Origin of the sequence: Candidatus Kaistella beijingensis (assembly GCF_020084865.1) — a bacterium.
Taxonomy (GTDB): domain Bacteria; phylum Bacteroidota; class Bacteroidia; order Flavobacteriales; family Weeksellaceae; genus Kaistella; species Kaistella beijingensis.
In genome coordinates this window covers 398,119-421,581 of sequence record NZ_CP071953.1, presented here as the reverse complement: position 1 = coordinate 421,581, position 23,463 = coordinate 398,119, and the positions used below count along the sequence as shown (strand labels likewise).

Annotated in this window: 24 protein-coding genes; 11 read left to right on the top strand and 13 right to left on the bottom strand. The window is 36.8% G+C overall.

The window, feature by feature from the left end; all coding sequences use genetic code 11:
* Positions 1–163 precede the first annotated feature (163 nt).
* A complete protein-coding gene (locus tag J4771_RS01960; RefSeq protein ID WP_224135884.1) occupies positions 164–445 on the bottom strand; it encodes a FoF1 ATP synthase subunit delta/epsilon in 282 nt (93 codons plus the stop codon).
* 75 nt (positions 446–520) lie between these two features.
* Positions 521–2,029, bottom strand: coding sequence for a F0F1 ATP synthase subunit beta (atpD, locus tag J4771_RS01955; RefSeq protein WP_224135882.1), 1,509 nt, complete (start codon positions 2,027–2,029; stop codon positions 521–523).
* Positions 2,030–2,200: 171 nt separating this feature from the next.
* Here atpD and J4771_RS01950 point away from each other — a divergent pair, with 171 nt between their 5' ends.
* Positions 2,201–3,121: a bifunctional riboflavin kinase/FAD synthetase gene (locus tag J4771_RS01950; RefSeq protein ID WP_224135880.1), complete on the top strand. Its 921-nt coding sequence runs from the start codon at positions 2,201–2,203 to the stop codon at positions 3,119–3,121.
* Here J4771_RS01950 and J4771_RS01945 read toward each other — a convergent pair.
* Positions 3,118–3,786, bottom strand: coding sequence for a TetR/AcrR family transcriptional regulator (locus tag J4771_RS01945; protein WP_224135879.1), 669 nt, complete (start codon positions 3,784–3,786; stop codon positions 3,118–3,120). The two genes, J4771_RS01950 and J4771_RS01945, sit on opposite strands and share 4 nt — an antisense overlap.
* Positions 3,787–3,932: 146 nt before the next feature.
* Between J4771_RS01945 and J4771_RS01940 the strand changes: the two genes are divergently transcribed.
* Positions 3,933–4,670, top strand: a complete 738-nt coding sequence (locus J4771_RS01940; RefSeq protein ID WP_224135878.1) for a TerC family protein — start codon at positions 3,933–3,935, stop codon at positions 4,668–4,670.
* A gap of 50 nt (positions 4,671–4,720) precedes the next feature.
* On the opposite strand, the gene J4771_RS01935 is transcribed toward J4771_RS01940, so the two are convergent.
* On the bottom strand, positions 4,721–5,077 hold the full coding sequence (locus J4771_RS01935; protein WP_224135877.1) for an MmcQ/YjbR family DNA-binding protein: 357 nt from the start codon (positions 5,075–5,077) through the stop codon (positions 4,721–4,723).
* Between the two features lie 96 nt (positions 5,078–5,173).
* Here J4771_RS01935 and J4771_RS01930 point away from each other — a divergent pair, with 96 nt between their 5' ends.
* Entirely contained in the window at positions 5,174–5,830 is a 657-nt protein-coding gene (locus J4771_RS01930; protein ID WP_224135876.1) for an NAD(P)H-binding protein, read from the top strand.
* 118 nt (positions 5,831–5,948) lie between these two features.
* Here J4771_RS01930 and frr read toward each other — a convergent pair whose 3' ends face one another.
* Complete coding sequence (frr, locus tag J4771_RS01925) at positions 5,949–6,503, bottom strand: ribosome recycling factor (RefSeq protein WP_224135875.1); 555 nt, start codon at positions 6,501–6,503, stop codon at positions 5,949–5,951.
* 80 nt (positions 6,504–6,583) lie between these two features.
* Positions 6,584–7,291 carry a UMP kinase gene (gene pyrH, locus J4771_RS01920; RefSeq protein ID WP_224135874.1) on the bottom strand — a complete coding sequence of 236 codons (708 nt, stop codon included), beginning with the start codon at positions 7,289–7,291 and terminating at the stop codon, positions 6,584–6,586.
* Between the two features lie 134 nt (positions 7,292–7,425).
* Between pyrH and porQ the strand changes: the two genes are divergently transcribed.
* A complete protein-coding gene (porQ, locus tag J4771_RS01915; protein WP_224135873.1) occupies positions 7,426–8,424 on the top strand; it encodes a type IX secretion system protein PorQ in 999 nt (332 codons plus the stop codon).
* A 24-nt stretch (positions 8,425–8,448) separates the two neighbouring features.
* Here porQ and J4771_RS01910 read toward each other — a convergent pair whose 3' ends face one another.
* Positions 8,449–9,261, bottom strand: a complete 813-nt coding sequence (locus J4771_RS01910; protein WP_224135871.1) for a GIY-YIG nuclease family protein — start codon at positions 9,259–9,261, stop codon at positions 8,449–8,451.
* Positions 9,262–9,371: 110 nt separating this feature from the next.
* Here J4771_RS01910 and cmk point away from each other — a divergent pair, with 110 nt between their 5' ends.
* The 4 genes from cmk to J4771_RS01890 all read left to right on the top strand — a co-directional run bounded on the left by cmk (position 9,372) and on the right by J4771_RS01890 (position 11,432).
* On the top strand, positions 9,372–10,046 hold the full coding sequence (gene cmk / locus J4771_RS01905) for a (d)CMP kinase (RefSeq protein ID WP_224135869.1): 675 nt from the start codon (positions 9,372–9,374) through the stop codon (positions 10,044–10,046).
* Between the two features lie 111 nt (positions 10,047–10,157).
* Positions 10,158–10,541: a YtxH domain-containing protein gene (locus J4771_RS01900; RefSeq protein ID WP_224135866.1), complete on the top strand. Its 384-nt coding sequence runs from the start codon at positions 10,158–10,160 to the stop codon at positions 10,539–10,541.
* 80 nt (positions 10,542–10,621) lie between these two features.
* Complete coding sequence (locus J4771_RS01895; RefSeq protein ID WP_224135864.1) at positions 10,622–10,930, top strand: phage holin family protein; 309 nt, start codon at positions 10,622–10,624, stop codon at positions 10,928–10,930.
* 4 nt (positions 10,931–10,934) lie between these two features.
* On the top strand, positions 10,935–11,432 hold the full coding sequence (locus J4771_RS01890) for a phosphoribosyl-ATP pyrophosphatase (protein WP_224135862.1): 498 nt from the start codon (positions 10,935–10,937) through the stop codon (positions 11,430–11,432).
* A gap of 125 nt (positions 11,433–11,557) precedes the next feature.
* Here the strand turns inward: J4771_RS01890 and J4771_RS01885 are convergent, their stop codons facing one another.
* Positions 11,558–12,283 carry a TrmH family RNA methyltransferase gene (locus J4771_RS01885; protein ID WP_224135861.1) on the bottom strand — a complete coding sequence of 242 codons (726 nt, stop codon included), beginning with the start codon at positions 12,281–12,283 and terminating at the stop codon, positions 11,558–11,560.
* Here J4771_RS01885 and tamL point away from each other — a divergent pair.
* From tamL to J4771_RS01870, 3 genes are all read left to right on the top strand, one after another.
* On the top strand, positions 12,269–14,833 hold the full coding sequence (tamL, locus tag J4771_RS01880) for a translocation and assembly module lipoprotein TamL (protein WP_224135860.1): 2,565 nt from the start codon (positions 12,269–12,271) through the stop codon (positions 14,831–14,833). The genes J4771_RS01885 and tamL overlap by 15 nt on opposite strands.
* Positions 14,834–14,936: 103 nt before the next feature.
* The gene (locus tag J4771_RS01875; protein WP_224135859.1) at positions 14,937–15,167 is read left to right on the top strand and encodes a hypothetical protein; all 231 of its coding nucleotides are present in this window, start codon (positions 14,937–14,939) and stop codon (positions 15,165–15,167) included.
* A gap of 154 nt (positions 15,168–15,321) precedes the next feature.
* Complete coding sequence (locus J4771_RS01870; protein WP_224135858.1) at positions 15,322–17,544, top strand: M20/M25/M40 family metallo-hydrolase; 2,223 nt, start codon at positions 15,322–15,324, stop codon at positions 17,542–17,544.
* 263 nt (positions 17,545–17,807) lie between these two features.
* On the opposite strand, the gene J4771_RS01865 is transcribed toward J4771_RS01870, so the two are convergent.
* The 5 genes from J4771_RS01865 to radC all read right to left on the bottom strand — a co-directional run bounded on the left by J4771_RS01865 (position 17,808) and on the right by radC (position 23,411).
* Entirely contained in the window at positions 17,808–20,549 is a 2,742-nt protein-coding gene (locus J4771_RS01865; protein ID WP_224135857.1) for a sodium-translocating pyrophosphatase, read from the bottom strand.
* 145 nt (positions 20,550–20,694) lie between these two features.
* Positions 20,695–21,306 carry an inorganic pyrophosphatase gene (locus J4771_RS01860; protein ID WP_224135856.1) on the bottom strand — a complete coding sequence of 204 codons (612 nt, stop codon included), beginning with the start codon at positions 21,304–21,306 and terminating at the stop codon, positions 20,695–20,697.
* 8 nt (positions 21,307–21,314) lie between these two features.
* Positions 21,315–21,824, bottom strand: coding sequence for a DUF7935 family protein (locus tag J4771_RS01855; RefSeq protein ID WP_224135855.1), 510 nt, complete (start codon positions 21,822–21,824; stop codon positions 21,315–21,317).
* A gap of 37 nt (positions 21,825–21,861) precedes the next feature.
* Complete coding sequence (locus J4771_RS01850) at positions 21,862–22,737, bottom strand: hypothetical protein (RefSeq protein ID WP_224135853.1); 876 nt, start codon at positions 22,735–22,737, stop codon at positions 21,862–21,864.
* Entirely contained in the window at positions 22,734–23,411 is a 678-nt protein-coding gene (gene radC / locus J4771_RS01845; protein ID WP_224135851.1) for a RadC family protein, read from the bottom strand. Before radC ends, J4771_RS01850 begins: the two co-directional genes overlap by 4 nt.
* Positions 23,412–23,463: the final 52 nt, after the last annotated feature.

Below are 23,463 nucleotides of genomic sequence, written 5' to 3'. Positions count from 1 at the left end.
GTAACAAATTGAAAAATGAAATCGAATTGTCTCAAATGTGTAGTAATTGTGTCTAAAACATTCGCTAAATTTGCTGCAAGCGGAAAATCAGCTAATAATAATTAAATAAAGAAAAAATTCCCGAAAAAAAATTTCGGGAACTATAATTATGTTTTAAAGCCAATTACTCAGCGAGAATAATACCTTTATTATTATTGAATTCAACCACTCCGCTTTTCACGGGGAAAGAGAAAACACTTTCTTTTTCATTTTCTTTCGTGAAATGTTTTGCGAAATCTTCCTTGATTTCATTTGTGAAAACTTTTACCTTTCCACCTACCAACGAAGCTACAATCGCGGCGTGATCTTTCATGATATGGAAATCGCCATTCTTACCGGGAAGAAGCACTGAACTTACTTCGCCATCAAAAACTACAAATTCCGGAGTTAAAATTTTGATATTCATATTTTTAGACTTAAAGAGTAAAGAGAAAAGAAAAAAGAGAAGTCTTAACTCTTTTTTCTTTATTCTATTTTCTAATTATGCGTTTTCCGCCAACATTTTTTGTCCGTGCTCGATCGCTTCCTCGATGGTTCCTTTCAAGTTGAAAGCCGCTTCCGGAAGGTGATCCAACTCACCATCAATAATCATGTTGAAACCTTTGATGGTATCTTTGATATCAACCAATGCTCCTGGAATACCTGTAAACTGCTCTGCAACGTGGAACGGCTGAGAAAGGAATCTCTGCACTTTTCTCGCACGGTAAACCGCCAGTTTATCTTCTTCTGAAAGTTCTTCCATCCCAAGAATCGCGATGATATCCTGCAATGCTTTATATTTTTGAAGGATTTCTTTTACTCTTTGTGCACAGTCGTAATGTTCATCTCCTAAAATTTCGGGAGTCAAGATTCTTGAAGTTGAAGCCAATGGATCAACAGCTGGATAAATACCTAATGAAGCAATTTTTCTGTCCAATACGGTAGTTGCATCCAAGTGAGCAAACGTTGTTGCAGGAGCCGGGTCAGTTAAGTCATCCGCAGGAACATAAATCGCCTGAACTGAAGTAATGGAACCATTTTTAGTGGAAGTAATTCTTTCCTGCATCGCACCCATTTCAGAAGCCAAAGTTGGTTGATAACCTACCGCAGAAGGCATCCTTCCAAGAAGTGCAGATACTTCAGAACCTGCCTGTGTAAAACGGAAAATGTTGTCAACGAAGAACAATACGTCTCTTCCCTGTCCTTGTCCGTCACCGTCACGGAAATATTCTGCAATCGTCAAACCTGAAAGTGCAACTCTCGCTCTTGCTCCCGGTGGTTCGTTCATCTGTCCAAAAACGAAAGTACATTTAGAGTCTTTCATTTCCTCAAGATTTACTTTAGACAAATCCCATCCTCCATTTTCCATAGAGTGCATGAAATCGTCGCCATATTTAATAATACCAGATTCAAGCATTTCTCTCAAAAGGTCGTTTCCTTCTCTGGTTCTTTCTCCTACTCCTGCGAATACAGAAAGTCCACCGTGACCTTTTGCAATATTGTTAATTAATTCCTGGATCAATACCGTTTTACCAACACCTGCTCCACCGAACAAACCGATTTTACCTCCTTTTGCGTAAGGTTCAACAAGGTCAATAACTTTAATCCCTGTAAAAAGAACTTCCGCAGAAGTTGACAATTGGTCAAATTTCGGAGCTTCTCTGTGAATCGGCAAACCTGTTTCTTTAGAAACCTGTTGAATTCCGTCGATCGCGTCTCCAACCACGTTAAAAAGTCTTCCGTAAACACCTTCACCTGTTGGCATCGTAATTTGTTTACCTGAACCTGTAACTTCCTGACCTCTCTGAAGACCGTCGGTTGCATCCATTGCGATACATCTTACAGAATCTTCACCGATATGTTGTTCAACTTCGAGAATAAGTTTTGTCCCGTCAGTTTTAGTGATTTCAAGAGCGTCGTAAATCTTTGGAAGTGCTTCTGCATCTTTAAAAACCACGTCGATAACCGGACCGATAATTTGAGAAATTTTTCCTTTAATTGGGTTTGCCATTGCTAAATTTTTTCGTGTGTGCAAATATAGTGATATTTAGTAAATCTGCAATTTCAGAAAAGAAGATTTTTATCATATAATTTGCGGGGTGTTGGATGTTGGGTGATGGATGTTTTTTTAAGCGCACAATTCATTTAAAAAAGATATTTTTGCAAATCAAAATTTCTCGGCTTGAAAATCATTAAAGACTTAAACGCAATTTCTTCAACTATTCCACTTTCACTTTCAATAGGAATGTTTGATGGCGTTCACAAAGGTCATCAAAGCATCATTAAAAAATTGAATTTGATGGCGGAACAAAAAAATTTGGAATCTGCAGTTTTTACTTTTTGGCCACATCCAAGAACTGTTTTCAACCCGAATGACGATTTGAAATTGCTGAACACGATTGATGAAAAAACCTATCTATTAGAAAAGAACGGTGTTCAGAATTTGTTTTTAAAGGAATTTGATGAAGATTTTAGAAATTTGACCGGAGAAGAATTTGTAAAACAAATCTTGGTCGAAAAACTCAACGTAAAACATTTAATCATCGGTTACGACCATACTTTTGGGAAAAATAAAAGCGGTGATTTTCAACTTTTACAAAAAATGGCTCCCGAATTTGGTTTTGAAGTGGAACAAGTTGAAGCGGTTGATTTTCACGACAAACACATCAGTTCTACCCAGATTAGAAATGCGTTGAGTGTAGGAAATGTGAAGGAAGCCGCAGAAATGTTGGGTTACGTTTATTCTGTTTCGGGAGAAGTTGTCCACGGAAAAAAAATCGGTAGGACAATCGGTTATCCAACTGCGAATATTGCTGTAAATCCTATAAAACTTTTACCGAAAAAAGGTGCTTATATTGTTGATGTTTATGTTAAAAATAATCACCTGAAGGGAATGTTGAGCATTGGAACAAATCCCACCGTAAATGGAAATTCACTCTCTACCGAAGTTTATATCCTTGATTTTAATGAAGAAATTTATGGTGAAGAAATCTCCGTGAATTTCCGAGAATTCTTGCACGATGAAATCAAATTTGAAAGTATGGAAAAATTGATTGAAAGACTCGACGAGGATAAGAAAATTACTGAAATTTACCCTTTCTAAAGCAATTTAAAAACCAAATTTTTTAAAAATTCCAAAACGTATTCTCGGTGTTCATTAGTATCATTATCCGTAAGTTTGGGAAGGTGCATACTGAAAAACTGTTGGTCATGAGCGGTTTCCATAATGGTACTTGACAAAGATTTTGGGTACTGATAATTTGGATTTACCAATAAAATGATTCCTGCAATGTAGCCGCACAAATCCTTATATGGCGTAAAAACGTTTTCCTTATTAATTTCATCCACCTCCTTTACCAAATATACTTTACTGCTCTCGGAAATGACGATTTCATAGAGCGTATCGATATTGTAATCCAACAGATCAGAAAAATTCTCGTCGGTGTGTGTGATAATTCTTAAAATTTTCTGCAATTGTTCCCTGGGAGTTTTAGCGCTGTTTGCAACAATTTGCGAGAGGTAAAAAATATAGTTCCAATACCAGTTCAGGATATAAAGCAATAATTTATGTTTATTGGCAAAGTATCGATAAATAGTAGCTTCCGTAGTGTGATTATACGCCGCCAATTTTTTGAAGGTAAACTGTTCATAGCCAATTTCACCCATCAGTTCTATCGACGATCTAACAATAGATTTTCCGGTGTCCGTTGATTCAGGGTCGCGTAGATAAAGTGCGTCGGTTACTTTAAATTTTAATTGAATTTCCACATGAAGAAAATTTTATTTTACATACAAAAATATTAAATTAAAATAGCCTTACAAAATATTGTTAAATATTTACAATTATTAACGATAGTATTACTATCATTTGGTATAATTTTTGCTTTTGCAAGACGAAAATTTAATCAAAAAATATGGAAATAGAAATTATTATCTCACTGCTTACCTTAATCGCACTAGAAGTGGTTTTGGGAATCGACAACATCATTTTCATCTCGATTTTAGCGAATAAACTACCAAAAGAACAACAGCGAAAAGCCCGCAACGTCGGAATTTTGCTCGCAGCAGTAATGCGTTTAGGACTTTTGCTCCTCATCGTTCAAATAATGAAATTGGATAAGAATTTCTTTACGATTTTTGGAATGGGAATTACCGGAAAAGAACTGATTTTGATTTTGGGAGGTCTCTTTCTGATTTATAAAAGTACCTCCGAAATTTATCATAAAATGGAGGGAGAAGATGGTAACGTTACTAAAAGTTTAACCAACGTTACATTCAGCGCAATTATCGCACAGATTTTAATTATGGATTTTGTTTTCTCAATCGACTCCATCATTACTGCGGTAGGAATGGTAAAAGAACTTTGGGTAATGTACACTGCGGTAATTGTTTCTGTGATTGTAATGTTGATTGCAGCAAGACCAATCAGTGATTTTGTGAACCGTCATCCTGCGTTTAAAATTCTTGCACTTTCCTTCCTCCTACTTATCGGATTCTCCCTTATCGTAGAAGGTTTTGAAGGCGAAATTCCGAAAGGCTACATTTATTTTGCGATGGCATTTTCGCTGCTTGTTGACATCATACAAATGCGCGTCAACAAAAAAAGTCAACCAGTACAACTGAATGAACACGTCACAAATGATGAAAAATAAATTTTTCAAACTCAAAAGGCATCCTGAAAATGGATGCTTTTTTCTTTTAATTACAATGAATTCAAAACATCCTGCTGCATTTTCCTGGTCAAAGATTTAAAAACTAATTCATAAGAATCATCAATCAGTTTTAGAATCAAATCCTTTTTCAAACCGTCGCAAACCACGGAATTCCAATGGAGTTTGTTCATATGATACGCTCCCGTAATTTGCGGAAAACGTTCCCGTAATTCCACACTGTAATCAGGTTCGGCTTTCGCTGAAAATTGCGCAGGCTGTTTTTCTAGTGGAATCAACAAAAACATCTTCCCTCCTACTTTAAACACCAACGTTTCCGCATCGAAAGGAAAACTTTCGGTGACTCCTTTTTTGGTCAAACAGTAATCTCGGATTTCTTCGGCAAGCATGAATGATGAATGATAATTAATAAGTGATATTTATATCATTCAAATTTAGTAATTTTAAGAAATCATTTATCGTTTATCAACTATCATTTATAAATTATGAAAGCTCTCGTTATCGGCGCAACAGGCGCAACCGGAAAAGATTTGGTGAATAAATTATTGGAAGATAAAGATTTTCAGGAAGTTCACGCCTTCGTAAGGCGACCTCTAAATATTGAAAATGAAAAATTGAAAGCCCATGTTGTAGATTTCGAAAAACCTGAGGAATGGAAAGATTTAATAAAAGGCGACGTTGCTTTTTCCTGTCTTGGGACTACTTTGAAGGACGCTGGAAGTAAAGACGCGCAACGAAAAGTAGATTTCGATTATCAATATCAATTTGCCAAAAACGCTAAAGAAAACGAGGTTGAAGATTACATTTTAGTTTCATCGTATGGCGCAAATTCAAATTCGAAAATTTTCTACTCCCGAATGAAAGGCGAACTGGAAAAGGAAGTGAAAAATCTTCATTTTAATAAAATGACTATCTTTCAACCCGGAATGTTGGAGCGAAAAGATTCTGAAAGAACCGGCGAAGTTTTGGGCGGAAAAATCATCAAATTTGCCAACAAATTAGGCATCTTCGAAAGCCAAAAACCTTTACCAACGGATGTTTTGGCACAAGCAATGATAAATTCTTCCAAAATAAAATCATATGGTTATTCCAAAATAAAGCTGGGTAGCATTTTCAGTTTCGCGGAAAAAAATAATGATTAGAAAAGCAAAAAGTCCCGAAAATTTCGAGACTTTTTTATTATTTGAAATGGTTTGCTGTTGTTTGAAAGGTCTGACTTTGTTCACTCACCCACTCACAAACACGCCAACTCACCCACCATTAAACTTTCATAATCTCCCCTTCTTTCACCTTGAAATGATCATCACAAAGCTTCACATATTTGTCGGTAAGCTCCTGAATATCGGCTTCTGCAACTTTGATTAAATCTTCAGAAACTCCTTCGATTTTTTTCAATTCCTTCATTCCGTCGTGACGGGCGTTTCTAACCGTGATTTTGGTAGCTTCTGCTTCTGCTTTTGCCTGTTTTGCAAGTTCTCGACGTCTTTCCTCGGTTAATGGCGGTACATTTAAAATAATATTTTCACCGTTGTTTGAAGGTGCAAATCCTAAATTAGAGTTGATGATCGCCTTTTCAATCGGACCAATCGCAGATTTATCCCACGGTTGAATCGAAATAGTCATCGCATCAGGAATCATTACGTTTGCAACCTGATTCAGTGGAGTTGGTGCGCCGTAATATTCTACGATAACGTCTTGAACCATCGTTGTAGAAGCTCTTCCTGCGCGGATTTTCTGAAAAGCGTGATCAAGGTGTTTCATCGCAGCTTCCATTTCCTGCTTTACCATGTCGATTGTTAAATCTATTTCTTCCATTATAATTAAGTTTCTTTAAAAATAAGTAATGAGTAATGGGTAATGAGTAATAAAATTGCTTATTGCTGATTATCTTTTGCTCATAAATTTACCAAAGTTCCAACGTTTTCTCCTTCCACAATTTTTAAAAGGTTTCCTTCCTTATTCATATCGAAAACGATAATTGGCAATTTGTTTTCGTGGCTTAAAGTAAATGCAGTCATATCCATCACTTTCAGACCTTTTTCGAAAACATCCTCGAAAGTTAAGGAATTATATTTCACCGCGTTTTCATTCTTTTCCGGATCAGAATCGTAAATTCCATCGACTCTTGTTCCTTTTAAAATAACGTCGGCTCCAATTTCAATGGCTCTCAAGGTTGCTGCGGTATCCGTTGTGAAATAAGGATTTCCTGTTCCTGCCCCGAAAATTACCACTCTGCCTTTTTCCAAATGTCTTGTTGCTTTTCTTTTAATGAAAGGTTCTGCCACTTTATCCATTTCAATGGCGGATTGTAACCTTGTGAAAATTCCTGCATCTTCCAACGCGCCTTGTAAAGCCATTCCATTGATTACCGTTGCAAGCATTCCCATGTAATCACCTTGAACTCTGTCCATTCCTTTCGCAGCACCGGCTAAACCTCGGAAAATATTTCCGCCACCGATAACGATGGCTACTTCACAACCTTTGTCGACTACTTTTTTAATTTCTGCCGCATATTCTTTCAGTCGGTCGTTGTCGATTCCATACTGTCGGTTTCCCATTAAAGCTTCGCCGCTCAATTTCAGGAGAATTCTTTTGTATTTCATTTTTAAATTTATTACAATATTTTTGCTTTGCAAATATAAGGAAACGCAAATAATTTCGTTAATAGATTTATATTTACCGCGAAATATTTTCGGAAAATATCGAAAAAAATTATTTTTGCAAGATAACTCCTGATTTGAAAAAATTATCCGTTGCTTCAGCGCTCTTCTGTTCTACCCTTTTGTTCTCGCAAGTTGGTGAGAATGTTTATCCGTTCCTAAATGTTCCGGTTTCGGCGAGACAGGCTGCTTTAGGCGGTGATGCGGTTTCTGTGAGAGATTATGACGTGAGTTTTTCCGCAGCCAATCCCGGCTTGATGAATCTGGAGCAGGATCGGATGATTTCTGTGAATTATGCATCATATCTTGCAGGTTCCAATTACGGAACCATCAGTTATGTTCGTGATTTGGGAGAAGCTCACTTGATCGGCTTCAACGCTAAATACATGGACTATGGAAAAATGCCAAGAACCGACGAAAGCGCGACCATCAACGGCGAATTTGGAGCGATGGATGCGTCTGTTGGTTTGAGTTACGCGTATCAGTTTGAAGAAGACTGGACGGTTGCAGGAAGTGCCAATTTCGTCACCTCAAAAATCGACAATTACACTTCTATGGCAGTGGTTGGAAATGCGGGAGTCACCTATCACAATAAGCAAAGCAATGAAACGATTGCATTGGTTTTCAGAAATTTTGGGTATCAGTTTAAATCTTATAACGGAATTCGGGAAAATGTAGCGTTCCGTGTGGATTTGGGTTATACGAGGGTTTTGGATGAGTTTCCTTTAGCATTTACCATCACTGCGCACGATTTGCAAAAACTAAATATTTCGCAAGACTATAATAATAATGACCAAGAAATTCACTGGACAAGAAAGTTAACCGACCATCTTTCAGGAGGTATTGAAATTTTTCCGGGACAGGCTTTCAATCTGCGTTTTGGCTATAATATAAAGCGTGGAAATGAATTGGCAGTTCTCGACCAAAGAAGTTTCGCGGGACTTTCTGCCGGTTTTGGAATTAAGATTTCTTCCTTTAAATTCGATTATGCGCACGTTCGGTACCATAATTCTTCCAATTTGAATATGTTCGGAATTACGCTTGATTTAATTGAAGTGGGCGGAAATAGGAGGTGATTTTGGGTTTTTAGATAATTCATTTTAAATGCACGCAAACTTTTTCATTTTGTTATGTAAAAAGTCTAAATCTGTTTCATCTAAATTAAACCATTCGCCTCGCAATCTCTTATCTTTAAATTCCATATGTAGAATTTTTTCATAATTTTCTTTTACAATCCATAAACCTACAATAATCATATCCGGTTCTTCTGATTGTAAAGTTTTTTCTCTAATTTTTAATGTTCTAGAATTTTTTGATTTTCCAATCTTGAAATATCCATTTCTTCTATTCAGCATCAAATAAACGAAATGCTCATCAATTTTTGGAATTTGTACTGTGGAAAATTCTTTTTCAAATTTGTTATTTGTAATTATTTCATTTGTTATTCTTGGAATATGAACAATTCCTTTACCATTATACTTTATTGCAATTGATGCTTTCTTATTTGGTAATTCAGGAATAATGTCGTAACCATTTTGTTCAAAAGTTAATATTTGCATATTTTGAAAAGTATTAAAAACTGTTTCAACTTGTCTTTTACTTCCATCTTGGAAGTTTTTCGCAATATATGCAGAAAAAATAGAAACAAATTGATTTCTCCTCTCTTGCGTTGGTGAAATTTGAAGACCAAAACCTTTTAAATTTTGATTAACTTTAGTAATATAAAAAATGTGACAAATAAATGTAGGGTCGTTTTCATCAAGAATATATAAACCATAAACCTCTTTACACATGTCATTTACTACAGCAAAAATATTTCCATTATTTTTACTAAAGCGGATTATTTGCTCTTCATCATATTCAAAGAAGTTGTTTTCAAATTCTACAAGTATTTTTTGCGGTATTTTTGTCATTGTCTACATCCAACAATCAAATATATGCAATTCAAATATAAATTAAAATTACCATCTCCATAATAATTCTAGAATTTTCAAATTCCAAAAAAAATCAGGAAATTTGCCCTATGAGAAAACCTGTAATCGCCATCGACGGTTATTCGTCTACGGGGAAAAGTTCCATTTCTAAAATTATCGCCCAAAAATTGGGTTTGGTTCACATGGATACCGGTGCGCTTTACAGAGGCGTGACTTACTTCGCCAACACTTGCTGCCAAAATGAGGACGGCAAAATCAACATTCAAGGATTATTTGAAAATTTAGATAAAATCAAACTTGAATTTAGAAACATCAATGATGAACTCATTCTTTTTTTGAACGGGAAAGATATTTCAAGGGAAATCAGAACCAATGAAGTTTCTTCCAATGTAAGTTTGATTGCAAGTCAAAAAGAAGTACGCGATTTTCTGATGGAAACGCAACGTTCGATTGCTGAAAAAGGCGGCGTTATTTTAGACGGACGCGATATCGGAACCGTGGTTTTACCCAACGCAGATTACAAATTTTTCCTCACCGCAAGTGTGGACGAACGCACGAGAAGGCGTTTTCAAGAACTGACCATTTTAGGCATAAAAACTGACGAAAAGTCCGTAAAAGAAAATCTCATTTACCGAGACAAAACCGACAGCGAAAGAGAAGTAGCCCCTTTAAAAAAAGCCGATGATGCCATTCTTATCGACAACACCAATCTAGATAAAAGACAAACGATTGATTTGATCCTTTCTCATATTCATGACATTTAACATAAATTTAAGAGTCCACTTTTTTAATTGGTATATAAATTGTAACTTTAGGAAAGAGATTTACGGATCTCGGTTACAACTATTTATTATTAACTATTAAAATTCAATAAAATGTCTAAAAAAGGAAACAACGCAGCAGGAGTTTTGGCAGGTTTACTTGCAGGTGCTGCAGCAGGTGTAGTTTTAGGAATGCTTTACGCTCCGGAAGAAGGTAAAGAAACTAGAAAAAAAATCAAAAATAAAGCAACTGATTTAAAAGATCAAGCAGTTGATCAGTACGGAAAAGTGTCTGAAAAAGCAAAAGAGCAATATCAGGATGTTTCCGGAAAAGTAAAAGATCAGTACCAAAACATTTCTTCTCAGGTTAAAGAAACTGCTGATAAGTTAGCTTCTACCGTGAAAGAAGGTTACGACAAGTATAAAGACCAAGCTGTTGCGAAAACTGCTGAAGTTGTAAAAGACGTAGAAAAAGAATTGGACGGATTGAAATCATAAAAAAATTCCGTTTTATTCATTAAAATAAAAAGGAACTTTGCGAAATAAGTTCCTTTTTTTGTAACTTTAAAAAAAATATTATGCTCGACCTTGTAAAAGAATATGCATCCAAAAGAATGGACCTCCTGAAAATGGAAGCAACCGAGAAATCGTCGCTTACTGCAGGAACTATTACCTATCTTGCAATTGCTGCGGTTGCTGCACTTTTCTTTATTATTTTGCTTAATATAGGTCTTGGTCTTCTCATCGGTTTTTATCTTGGGAATTACGCATACGGATTGCTCATTATGGCGGGATTTTACCTTCTGATTTTGATTATTGTGCTTCTTGCGCGAAACTCAATCAAAAACGGAATCGCCAATAAAATTATTAAAACTATAAACGTTTAAAATTATGGGAACGAAATACAACAGCTTAGAAGAACTTCGCCGAAAAAAGGAACTTCTGAAAAAAGAGGTTTCGGAAATGGAAGAACTCCTCACTTTTGAAAACACAAAAGAAAGCTTGAGTGCGTTCACCAATGGTTTTACCGACCGTTATTTGAAGGAAAAAGTTTTACCCGACGGAGAAACGAAAGTCGCCATCAACACCGGCGAAATTGTAAAGGAGATTTCTAATTCGGTAAAAGACAATGTTTTGAACAAAAACGCGGTGTACGGTTTTGCAAAAAGCGATGCAGGAACCAATTTAATTGAAAACGCCTTGAAAATCGGTGCCGTAACTTTTGTGGGAAATTATGCCAAGAAAAATTTCTACAACTCTAATTGGAAGAAAAAGTTGATTGGTGTCGCATTGATTTATCTTGCACCAATTGCTTTGCGATTTATCCGAAAAAAATTGGAAGACTATCAACGAAACCGCACCACTTCTAGCTTGGAGCAGTTGATATAAAAAATAATAACCGTTTTAAGACGGTTTTTTTTTATTTTATTCTCGCAGATTTGCAGATTACGCAGATGCTAAAATGAAACTATAAAAAATGTGCGTAATTTGCTAAATCTTCGAGAAAATATCTATTAAAATTTCTTTGAAAAAATCTGCCCCAAAATAATTCCAGCCGCTATCGAAACATTCAAACTTTCCGTGGATTTTCCAAAACGGGGAATGGTGATTTTTTGGGTGAGTAAATTTTCAGTTTCGGGGCGGATTCCGTTGCCTTCATTTCCGAGAATAAGATTGAATTTTTCAGGAAAATCATATTCATAAAAATTCATTCCATCCATGTCGGTTCCGATGTTTTCTGATGTTGAATTCTTTAAATATCCTGTTAAATTTTTGTAAACGATATTTACCCTTAAGAAAGAGCCCATGGAAGCCTGTATGACTTTTGGATTATAAAAATCCACGGTATCTTCACTGCAAATAATCTGCTCGATTCCAAACCAATCCGCAAGTCGAATCATGGTTCCCAAATTTCCTGGATCCTGAATGCCGTCCAAAACCAATTGGATAGAAAGATTTTCTAAAAATTTTTCGTTAATAAGTTCACAAACCGCCACCGAATCTTTCGGATGTTGCAAAAAACTGATTTTTTTTAATTCGTTTGGCGTAATTTGTGATGCGGCTACATTTTCAGTAGAAATTTCATCGGGATTTACGGAGAAAATTTCCTTTATTTTAAAGTGGGAATTGGGGATTTCTTTGATGGTTTTGTTGCCTTCAACCAAAAACAAATTGTATTTTTGTCTGAACTTCTTTTTGTCGAGAGACTGTAAAATCTTTATTTTATGAGCAGTAAGCATTTATCAAAATATTTTCAAAAGTATTATTTATTTTTCTTACCCGCAATTACGATTCTTTTTCTTTATGCGTGCAGCACTACGAAAAAAGTTCCCGACGGTGAATATTTGCTCACCAAAAACACCTTTAAATATGAAGACGGAAAAGTTCACGACGATGAGGTTCCGGAACATGTAAGCCAAAAACCCAACAAAAAGCAACTCTTCTTTTTTCCGGTGGGACTTTGGATGTATAATGCGACCAACCCAAAATACGACTCGATTCTTGCGGAATACATGACGTATCCTTCGGAAATGAGGAATCAGAGACTTAGGGATTCCCTCTTCTTAAAATACAGACATCCGGAATGGTTGGGAAAAAGTCTTTTTTTTGAAAGATTTATGCATAATATTGGGCAACCTCCCGTAATTCTCGACCAGGCGAAAACTGAAATCAGTGCTACTTCTATCCGAAAATTTCTCGTGTATAAAGGTTATTGGGACACTGATGTAAAGTTCACCCACGATTTAGATTCTGCTGCGAAAAAAGCGCAGGTAAATTATTTGATCACCCACAAAGATCCAACTTATATTAGCGATTATTACTACAATATTCCTGATCACGCCATTAAATCGATTTATGAAGAAGATTTGTCGAAAAGTTTGGTGAAAGGAAAGGACATCCTGGATCAATCTGTCCTCGAAAAAGAAGTGAAAAGAATTAATGATTTGATGAAATCCCGAGGTTATTACAAATTCAACAATTCCAACGAAGAAATTTATTTTACTGCGGACACTTTGCAAAGCAGAAAACAGGTTCCGCTGACGATGGATATTCACAAAGATTCTGCAGATTCTCCCTATAAAATCACCACCATTGGCGACATCAAAGTTCATCTGATGGAAAAACTTTCAGATACATTGGAAACCGAAAGGGATTCTGTTTTAGGCATTAATTTTTATAAACTTGATAACCAGTACAAAACAATGTCACTTTGGCGACCGATTATCTTAAAAAAGGGCGAAGTTTATAACCAAAAAAATCTCGACCTTACCAAAAGGAACATCAACGCGATGAACAATTTCAGCATTTTGAATTATAAAGAAATTCTTCGCAAAGGAAGTGACAGTATTCTTGATGTAAGTTACTATCTCGCTCCGCTGCCAAAATATGATTTGAAATTGGCAACCGACATCAATTATTCACAAATTCTTAATCTTGGTATTTCACCCTCTGTTGATTTAACCACGAGAAATGTTTTTGGCGGTGCAGAAAACCTTACGACGAGCATTTCCGGAATTTTTGGTTCGGTGGTGAGTACAAAAAACACCGACAAAAGAAGTTTAGCTTACGAAATATCAGCACAAGCAGCGCTTAATTTTCCGCGACTTCTTCTTCCGTTCAAAACTTGGAAATTGATACCAAAAAGATATTCCCCAACAACTTCGATTACCTTGGGAACTTCGGTTCAGGATAATATTGGTTTGGGAAGAATCGGCTTCAATGCGGGACTTAATTATTTTGCGAATGTAAACGACGTTGTTTCACATCGGTTATCGCTGTTCAATACACAGTTAAGTTTCACGCAGAACAAAGACAAATACTACGATTTTTTTCCCGGAGACGAGCGAGTGAGGAATGAAATGTTCGACATTTATTCACCTACGCTTCTGGACGAGGTTGAATCGGGACAAATAAGTTCGGATGACGCATCTTCTATGATCATGAGTGATGAAGCTTTTAGGAATTCTCTTTCAGGTGAAAATCTTTCGAAATTTAATTCATTCGTACAGTCATTGATCAACAAAGACCGACAAACCCAAGACGTATTGATTTCATCGATGATTTATAATTTCGTGTATAATGAAATCGGGAAAAAAGACCGACCGAATCCGTTTTATTTCAACGGCAAAGTTGAGCTTGCTGGAAATGTTTTTTCTTTATTCAACGCAAAAAAAAATAAAGACGGGGTGATTTCCGGTGAGTCTCGAACCATATTTGATATTCCTTACTCACAATTCGTGAAATTTGATTTTGACGTCAGGAAATATTTCAATGTTTTTGGAAACCAAACGATTGCATTGAGGCAAGTCATTGGTTTGGGAATCCCTTACGGAAACTCCAAGCAAATGCCTTTTGTGCGTTCCTATTTTAACGGTGGCTCCAATGACATTCGTGCTTGGCGTGTTTTTGGCGGACTTGGTCCCGCTGATTCGCAACTGGATGAAAAAGTGCGTTCGTACGTAATGGATAATGTAAAACTTACTACCAATATCGAATATCGTGTTCCTTTTACCAAAATGTTTGAAGGTGCATTTTTCGTGGATGCAGGAAACATCTGGAGTTTGAAAGACAATGGTTTTGGCGACCAGTTCAGATTCAGCAAATTTATTTCGCAGATGGGAGTCGGAAGTGGTTTAGGTTTAAGGATTAATGTCGCCTACATCACCGTGAGAATTGATGCTGCCTACAAAGTGTACGATCCGAACCGACCAACTGGAGAACGATGGGTGATTCAGAAATGGCAACCGCTGAAACCTGTTTTGAATATTGCCTTCGGCTACCCGTTTTAATATTTGTAGATATTCTTTCGAATATTTTAAAATATCGTGTTAATTTTTATTAAATTCACACAATATCCTGTGGAAAGTTTTCGTTCAATATAAAAAGTAAGCTATGAAAAAAATAATCAATTTCTTATTGGTGGGTGTTTTGTTCTCCGTTATTTCGTGTCAAAGAACCGATGATTCAATCACACCACCTTCTGAACAAAAAGACAATTTCTTTAATCTAAACGTCGGGAACAAATGGGTTTATAAAACCTACGCCAATCCCACTTTCTACCCAAACCAATCTCTTACCAGAAACGCAGGAGGTCTCCTACAAAAGTGGATTGGGAAAAGTTAAAGATGTTTGTCATGCAATCTATGGAAAGGACTTCTTAGAAACTCGTTTGGTTTCCTGGCACATCGTAAGTCCATAACATTACCTTTTTTAAATCAGAAATGCCAAAATTTACTTTGGCATTTTTTGTATATTTGATGGTAATCAATATTTTACCATGAATTTTTCTAAAAATTTGTTCAAACTTACTTTTTTAAGTTTTTCAGCGCTGGCTTTTTCTCAGGAAAACAACCTCAAAAATATTCAGAAACTCACTTTCGGTGGCGATAATGCAGAAGCTTATTTCTCTCCCAACGGAAAAAATCTGACACTTCAAATAACCAATCCTGCAATTGGCGCACATTGCGACCAGATTTATCTTTTAGATTTAAACAAGAAAATTACAGGAAACAAAGATTTAAAGTTAATTTCCACAGGAAACGGCAGAACGACCTGTTCCTTTTTCATGCCCGATGGAAAACATATTCTCTACGCTTCCACCCACGAAGCCAACAAAGAATGCCCGCCAAAACCTGCACCGAGAAGTGACGGAAAATATTTGTGGCCGATCTATGCCGAATTCGATATTTATGTGGCGGATTTAAATGGGAAAATCGTAAAAAAACTTACCGATTCTCCTGGCTATGACGCAGAAGCAGTAGTTTCTCCCAATGGAAAATATATCGTTTTCACTTCCACAAGAAGCGGCGATTTGGAATTATGGAGAATGGATATTGACGGAAAAAATTTGAAACAGCTCACTTTCGGATTGGGTTATGATGGTGGAGCTTTCTTCTCGCATGATTCCAAAAAATTGGTATTCCGTTCTTCAAGACCGACTTCTGAAAAGGAGGTGAAAGAATACAGAGAACTTTTAGCCCAAAATCTCGTCGCTCCAACCAATATGGAAATCTACACGATGAATATTGACGGAACAGATTTGAAGCAAGTTACCCATTTAGGAAAAGCCAACTGGTCACCTTATTTTCATCCATCAGATAAAAAGATTTTGTTTTCTTCCAACCATCATTCTACAAGGGGTTATGATTTCCAGATTTATTCCATCGATATTGATGGGAAAAATTTAAAGCAAATTACTTATGAAAGTGAATTCAATGCGTTTCCAATGTTTTCAAAAGATGGAAAAAAATTGGTTTTTGCAAGCAACAGAAATGGAGACAAACCGCATGAAACGAATGTTTTTATCGCAGATTGGGTTGAAAGTGATCCCATCGAGAATGTCTCTGAAAATAATTTGAAGAAAACGGTAACTTATCTCGCTTCCGATGACTTAAAAGGACGATTAACAGGAAGTGAGGGCGCAAAAAAAGCTGTAAAATTTATCTCCGATGAATTCGGAAAGCTGAAATTGAAACCTTTTGTCGGGAAAAGCTACAATCAGGACTTTGAGTATTTTGTCAAACTCAATCCGCACGAAGAAAGTTCTTCCGTAAAAATCAACGGAACAAATGTTATTGGTTTTCTTGATAATAAGGCCGCAAAAACCATCGTCATCGGTGCACATTACGATCATCTTGGTTTGAACGAGCACCACAACTCTACCTTAATGAATTCCGAAGGACAAATCCACAACGGAGCCGATGATAACGCTTCCGGAGTTTCCGCAGTTTTGGAAATGGCGAGAATTCTTTCCCAAAATAAAACCAAAGAAAAAGTGAATTATGCTTTTGCGCTTTTTGCGGGTGAAGAAGACGGTTTGATGGGTTCAAAATTCATGGCTGAAAATCTTCCTGCAAATCCGAACGTTTCCGCCATGATTAATCTCGACATGATTGGAAGACTGAATAAAGACAAAGATTTAACCATCGGTGGTGTTGGAACTTCCCCATCTTTTGGTGAAATGGTGAAACGATACAAACCTGCAGGATTCAATCTCGCCATCGACAGTTCTGGTGTTGGACCAAGCGATCATACGAGTTTTTATTTGAAGGATATTCCGGTACTTTTTCTGTTCACCGGGACACACAGTGATTACCACAAACCGAGTGATGATACAGATCTCATCAATTTCGACGGTTTGAATAAGATTACCAATTACGTTTTCAATCTAACGAATGGTTTATCCGAAATGGAACATTTGGATTTCACCAAAACCAAAATGGCTCAAAGCAAAGCCGTTCCAAAATACAAAGTAACATTAGGAATTATGCCGAGTTATGCCGACACAAAAGACGGACTTCACATCGATGGAGTTTCGGAAAATCGTCCCGCCGCAAACGCAGGAATAAAATCGGGCGACATTCTCACCAAAATCGGCAAATGCGAAGTGAAGGAAGTGTATTCTTATATGGATTGTTTATCGAAAGTAAATTCGGGTGAAGAACTTCCTGTGAGTGTTTTGAGGGATGGAAAAGAAGTGGTGATGATGGTGAAGTTCTAAAATTATTGATGATTTCGGAAAAAAGCCAAACTTATGGCTTTCCTATGAGAAATTTTTTGAATTACGTAAATGTTATCCAACTTTTTAGACCAGTTCCTTGGGAATTGGGAATTAAAATAAGAGCATAATGAAATCTGCAAAGCCTATACAATTTTAGACAAGGATAAAGCCGAAATTGTTACGAAAGCAGCCTAAGATTTTTAATTTTTCTTTGATAAAAAATCCCGACTTTACAGCCGGGATTCATATTTAAAAATATATTCTTACAAACTCAAAACCCTCACATCGATTCTTCTGTTTTGTGCTTTACATTCATCGGTGTCATTCGATGGACAAACAGGGAATTGAGAACCGTAACCCTCTGCTTCTACTCGATCCGCAGCGATTCCCAAATTCATCAAATATAATTTAGCACTTTGCGCGCGAAGATTTGACAACGTTTTGTTGCTTCCTTCGTTTCCGGTGTTATCCGTGTAACCACCCAATTTCACTCTTAAGTTCGGATAGGCGTTCAAAAGTCTTGCAATATTATCCAATTGAGTTTCAGCTCCAGGTTTCAATTTTTCGCTACCTGTTTCGAAATAAAGATTTTCAATGGTGAACCATTTTTCTTTCTCTAGTAAAGTTTGGTCTTTCTTCGACAAGCCATCTGCCAAATAAGAAATCTGGCTGCTTTGACCAATGTTCAAAGTTTCACCATTCGGCAGTTTTATCGCTTTAATTGTTCCTGTATCGTAAACGAAATCTCCGCTTTCATTCAATTTTCCGGTTGGTGCAGAAATATCGTATTCCATAGAATCCTGTGCTGCTGCAGAAGTTGCGTGAGCTGTTGTTCCTGCAGTTGCCAATTGAAGAGCCTCTAATTTTGCTTTACGGTTTGCATCAATTTTATCTTTATGTAAAACTGCCAAAGTTGGTGCAATTACCAGAGAAACAATCGACATCAATTTAATCAAGATATTCATGGAAGGTCCAGAAGTATCTTTAAATGGATCACCTACAGTATCGCCCGTAACGGAAGCTTTGTGCGGTTCTGAACCTTTGTAGAAAGTTTTCCCATTAATGTCAACTCCTTTCTCAAAAGATTTCTTCGCGTTATCCCATGCTCCACCTGCATTGTTTTGGAACATTCCCATCAAAACTCCTGAAACCGTTGCACCTGCAAGGAAACCTCCCAAAACTTCAGGTCCGAAAATAAATCCGACCAAAAGCGGAGAAACAATTGCAATTGCTCCCGGTAAAAGCATTTTCTTGATTGATGCATCAGTAGAAATCGCCACACATTTTTCGTATTCAGGAACTGCTTTTCCTTCCAAAATTCCAGGAATTTCACGGAACTGACGACGCACTTCTTCCACCATCGCCATTGCTGCTTTTCCTACCGCAGTAATCGCCAATGAAGAGAATATAAACGGAATCATAGCTCCCACAAATAATCCTGCCAAAACATCGGCTCTGTAAATATCAATTCCATCGATACCTGCAATTCCCACGAAAGCTGCAAATAAAGCTAAAGCTGTTAAAGCTGCAGAAGCGATTGCGAAACCTTTTCCTGTTGCTGCAGTGGTATTTCCAACCGCATCTAAAATATCCGTTTTTTCACGAACTTCTTTTGGTAATTCGCTCATTTCTGCGATTCCTCCCGCATTATCTGCAATAGGTCCAAATGCGTCAATTGCCAATTGCATTGCTGTTGTCGCCATCATTCCGGCTGCAGCGATTGCAACTCCGTAAAGTCCTGCACAAAGATAAGAACCATAAATTCCACCCGCTAAAACCAAAATAGGTAAAAGTGTAGATTCCATTCCCACAGAAAGTCCACCGATGATGTTTGTAGCGTGACCTGTTGAAGATTGTTTCACAATACTTTTCACCGGTCTTTTTCCCATTGCGGTATAGTATTCAGTAATGATACTCATTAAAGTTCCTACGACTAGACCAACCATAATCGCTCCGAAAACACCCATTTTTGTGAATTCGTGACCTCTTAAAGTCATGGTTTCCGGCAACAAATAATTTACTAAAAAATAAGAAGAAATTGCTGTTAAAACAATACTTCCCCAGTTTCCAAAGTTTAATGCATTTTGAACTGGAGCGGTATCATGTTCAGTATTTTCACTAATTTTTACAAAGAAAGTTCCAATGATGGAGAAAATAATTCCAGTTCCCGCAATCATCATTGGTAAAAGAATTGGCGCATAACCGCCGAAAGCATCTTGAGAGAAAGTTTCTCTACCTAAAACCATGGTCGCTAAAACTGTCGCCACATAAGAACCGAATAAATCCGCTCCCATTCCGGCAACGTCTCCTACGTTATCTCCCACGTTATCCGCGATTGTTGCAGGGTTTCTTGGGTCGTCTTCAGGAATTCCTGCTTCAACTTTTCCAACCAAGTCCGCTCCAACGTCGGCTGCTTTTGTATAAATTCCTCCACCTACTCTTGCGAAAAGTGCGATGGATTCTGCTCCCAATGAAAATCCGGTAAGAATCTCGATGGTTCTTTCCATTTCATGCGTATCAACCGCTGCATCTGGAGCGAAAATCTGTTTAATAATTAAATAAGCTGCTCCCAAACCTAAAACCGCTAATCCTGCAACACCCATTCCCATTACGGAACCTCCTGTGAACGACACTTTCAGCGCTTTTGATAAAGAAGTTTTTGCGGCTTCAGCTGTTCTTACGTTGGATTTTGTGGCAATCTTCATCCCGATAAATCCAGCCAAAGCTGAAAGAATCGCTCCAAAAATAAAGGCAATCCCAATCGTCCAATGTGAATTGGCGTTGGAAGCTCCCATTAAACCTAATAAAATCGCAACAATGGCAACGAAATACAGCATGATTTTGTATTCTGCCTTCAAGAACGCCATTGCACCATCTGCAATGTGACCGCTGATTTCCTGCATTCGCTCATTTCCTGCGGGTTGCTTGTTTACCCAAGAACTCTGAACAAAAGTGTAAATCAATGCAATAATACCAAAAATTGGTACTAAAATAAATAAATCCATAGATTACTTTTTAATGTTAATTTTTGTTAATGAAATAATATCCGAAAATACACATTTATTTTATATTCTCAATGGGTTTTAATCAAAAAATAAAAAAAGACAAATGTACTACATCTGTCTTTTCACATTGAATTCGTGGATATTTCTATCCACCAAATTTATTGGCGTAATCATGCTGTGAGGCAAGGATTACTTTTTTAGCGTGTTCCGCTCCGTAAACTTCCTGGATTCTACATTTTGCAGGCTCGTCCGGAAGATTCTTATAAGTCAGAAAATAGTGCATCAACCTCTTTACTTCAGCTTGTGGAAGTTCAGAAATATCTCTGAAATGTCCGAAAGCATGGTCACCTTTCATCACTGCCACAATTTTATCGTCTGCTTCACCCTTGTCGATCATTTTGAAACCACCAATTGGAATCGCCTCCATCAACATTCCACCTGCATGAATATTGTGAGAACTCAAAACACAAATATCAAGTGGATCAAGATCACCCATTTTAACGTCATCTGCACCACTTTCGACCGCTAATCTCATGACGCCATCATGACAATAAGTCCTTGGAATAAATCCATAAAGTGCGGGAATAATATTTGAAAATTGTTGCGGTCTGTCCACTTTTAAGTAACCGCTTGCTTTATCTACTTCATATTTTATGGTATCGCTCGGAACGATTTCTATGAAAACATTTACAACATTTGGCGCATCTTCACCTGCTGTAATTCCGTGCCATGGATGGGCTTTAAAATTTGGTATCATTATTTATTTTAATTTACAATTAAGTTTTCTTTTCTTAAATCCTCTAGACTTTGCGAGATGTAATCTTCACCGTTCATATAATTCATCAAAAAAACCGTTTTGAAATCCTGCAAAGTTGCTTCTTTACTCAAGTTTTCGTAGGTATTGTGAAGAAGATGAAGGATGTTATTTTTGGAGTTCACCACGTTATTCCATGAAGATTTGGTAAGGTAAAGTTGCTGTGAAGCGTTGTAATCAAACTCTTCATTAATGGTTTTTTCGGTGAGGAATAAGTACTCGTGAACGGCTAAATTAGGATCGAATTTGGTGACGAGGTTTGACGGTTTCAACCTTTCCAAGAACAGAGTCAGTCTTTCGTAGGCATGAACTCTTTGTTCCGAATTTCCTTTAATCGTTAATAATTTAATCTCTTGATTTTTGAGTTTGATGTAGGTGTAAACGAATTGTCTGATGAAAATCAGAAACGGAATCGCAACGACAAGCGCAAATGCGTAAGGAAAATAAGGCGAATCTATCATTCGGTTCTTTTGAGGATGCAAATTTAATGATAATTTGCTACTTTTTAAAGAAGTTCCTCAATAAATCTTTTTTGGAATTTTCGATGATGGGATATTCCTGAAGCTCCGCGCCGAAACTTTTGAAGAAAACCTCAATTCCACGAATGCTTCCGCCCATGAAATCGAAAGATTTTTGATGAATGTTTTCCTGCAGAATTCGGTCAATTAGGAAAGATGCGCCATTATCGAGTTTAAATTTCTCATCGTTAATTAAACCCAAAAGCGAATATCGATTTTCGCTATCCACCAAAATGGCCAAATTGGTAAGTTGTTGATCTTTGAATGATCCGAAAATTTTTAACAAATTTTTACGATCCAAAAAAAGCAGATAATTAAAGAATTTCCGCACATCATTTTTTTTATCTAAACCTTTAAAATGATTTTGGATGAACTGAATATTTTCCGTCAATTTTACTTCTGCAAAATTTAAGTATTGTGCGGTTTTAACCGTTGATTTTCTTCCCTTGAAATAATCTTTTCTTAAAATTTTATATTCTTTAGGTTCAATGAAATAGTTTTTCTTTCTCTTTAAATGAGTAGGAAATGAATTTTGAAAATTGAATGAATATGAAATAACGCTGTACTTATTTTGTAGAAATTTAAAAAACTGCACCTCAATTTCTGCGTTTTGATCTTCGCCAAAAATCCCTAATTGTTGACAAAAAAGCGGCATCACTGCGAACTTCAACCCTAATTTTCTTTTGATTGGAACAGGCATCATATATTGATAATCATTCCAGATTAAAAGTTCCCACGATTCGCAGAGGTGATCCAAAATTTCCCTTTTTGCATAAAAGTTTTTCTGAACAGATTTTTCTAAACATTCATTGTATTTTTTAAAATCTATTTCATTGTTTTTTAAGATTTTAATCATAACAAATTTTCCTCTGCAAAGCTTAGCCAAGAATCTTGGGTGATAATAATATGATCTAAAAGCTTGATATTTAATACTTTTCCCGCTTCGGAAATTATTTTCGTAATACTAATATCATCCTGACTCGGTTTTAAATTTCCCGACGGATGATTGTGCGCTACGATAATTCCGGTGGCAAAATTTTCGAGAGCGGTTTTAAATAAAATACGAACATCTACCACTGATTGGTTAATTCCGCCCGAAGTAAGTTTTTTTTTAGCTAAAACGCGGTTGTTTTGATTTAAGAAAATCGCCCAAAATTCCTCCGTCTGCAAATCGCCGAGATAAGGATGAAGAATTCTGAAAGTATCTTCACTTTTGCTGATTTGGATTTTTTCGGGAACTTCCTGTGCAGCTCTTCTTCTGCCGATTTCCAGCGCCGTTGCGATGGAAATTGCTTTTGCTTCACCCACACCTTTAAACTTCATTAAATCTGAAATTTGGAGCAGAGACAAGTTATGCCAATTATTTCCGACAGATCCCAAAATCTTTCTTCCCAATTCCACCGCAGATTCTTCACGATTTCCGCTTCCCATGATGATGGCCAACAATTCCGCATCGGAAAGCGAATTCTTGCCTTTCAGCAAAAATTTTTCTCTCGGTCGGTCGTCTTCAGCAAGGAATTTTATGGACATTGGTTTTAGTTGGATGTTGTTTGAACTTGGTTATTGGATCTTTTTACTTGGC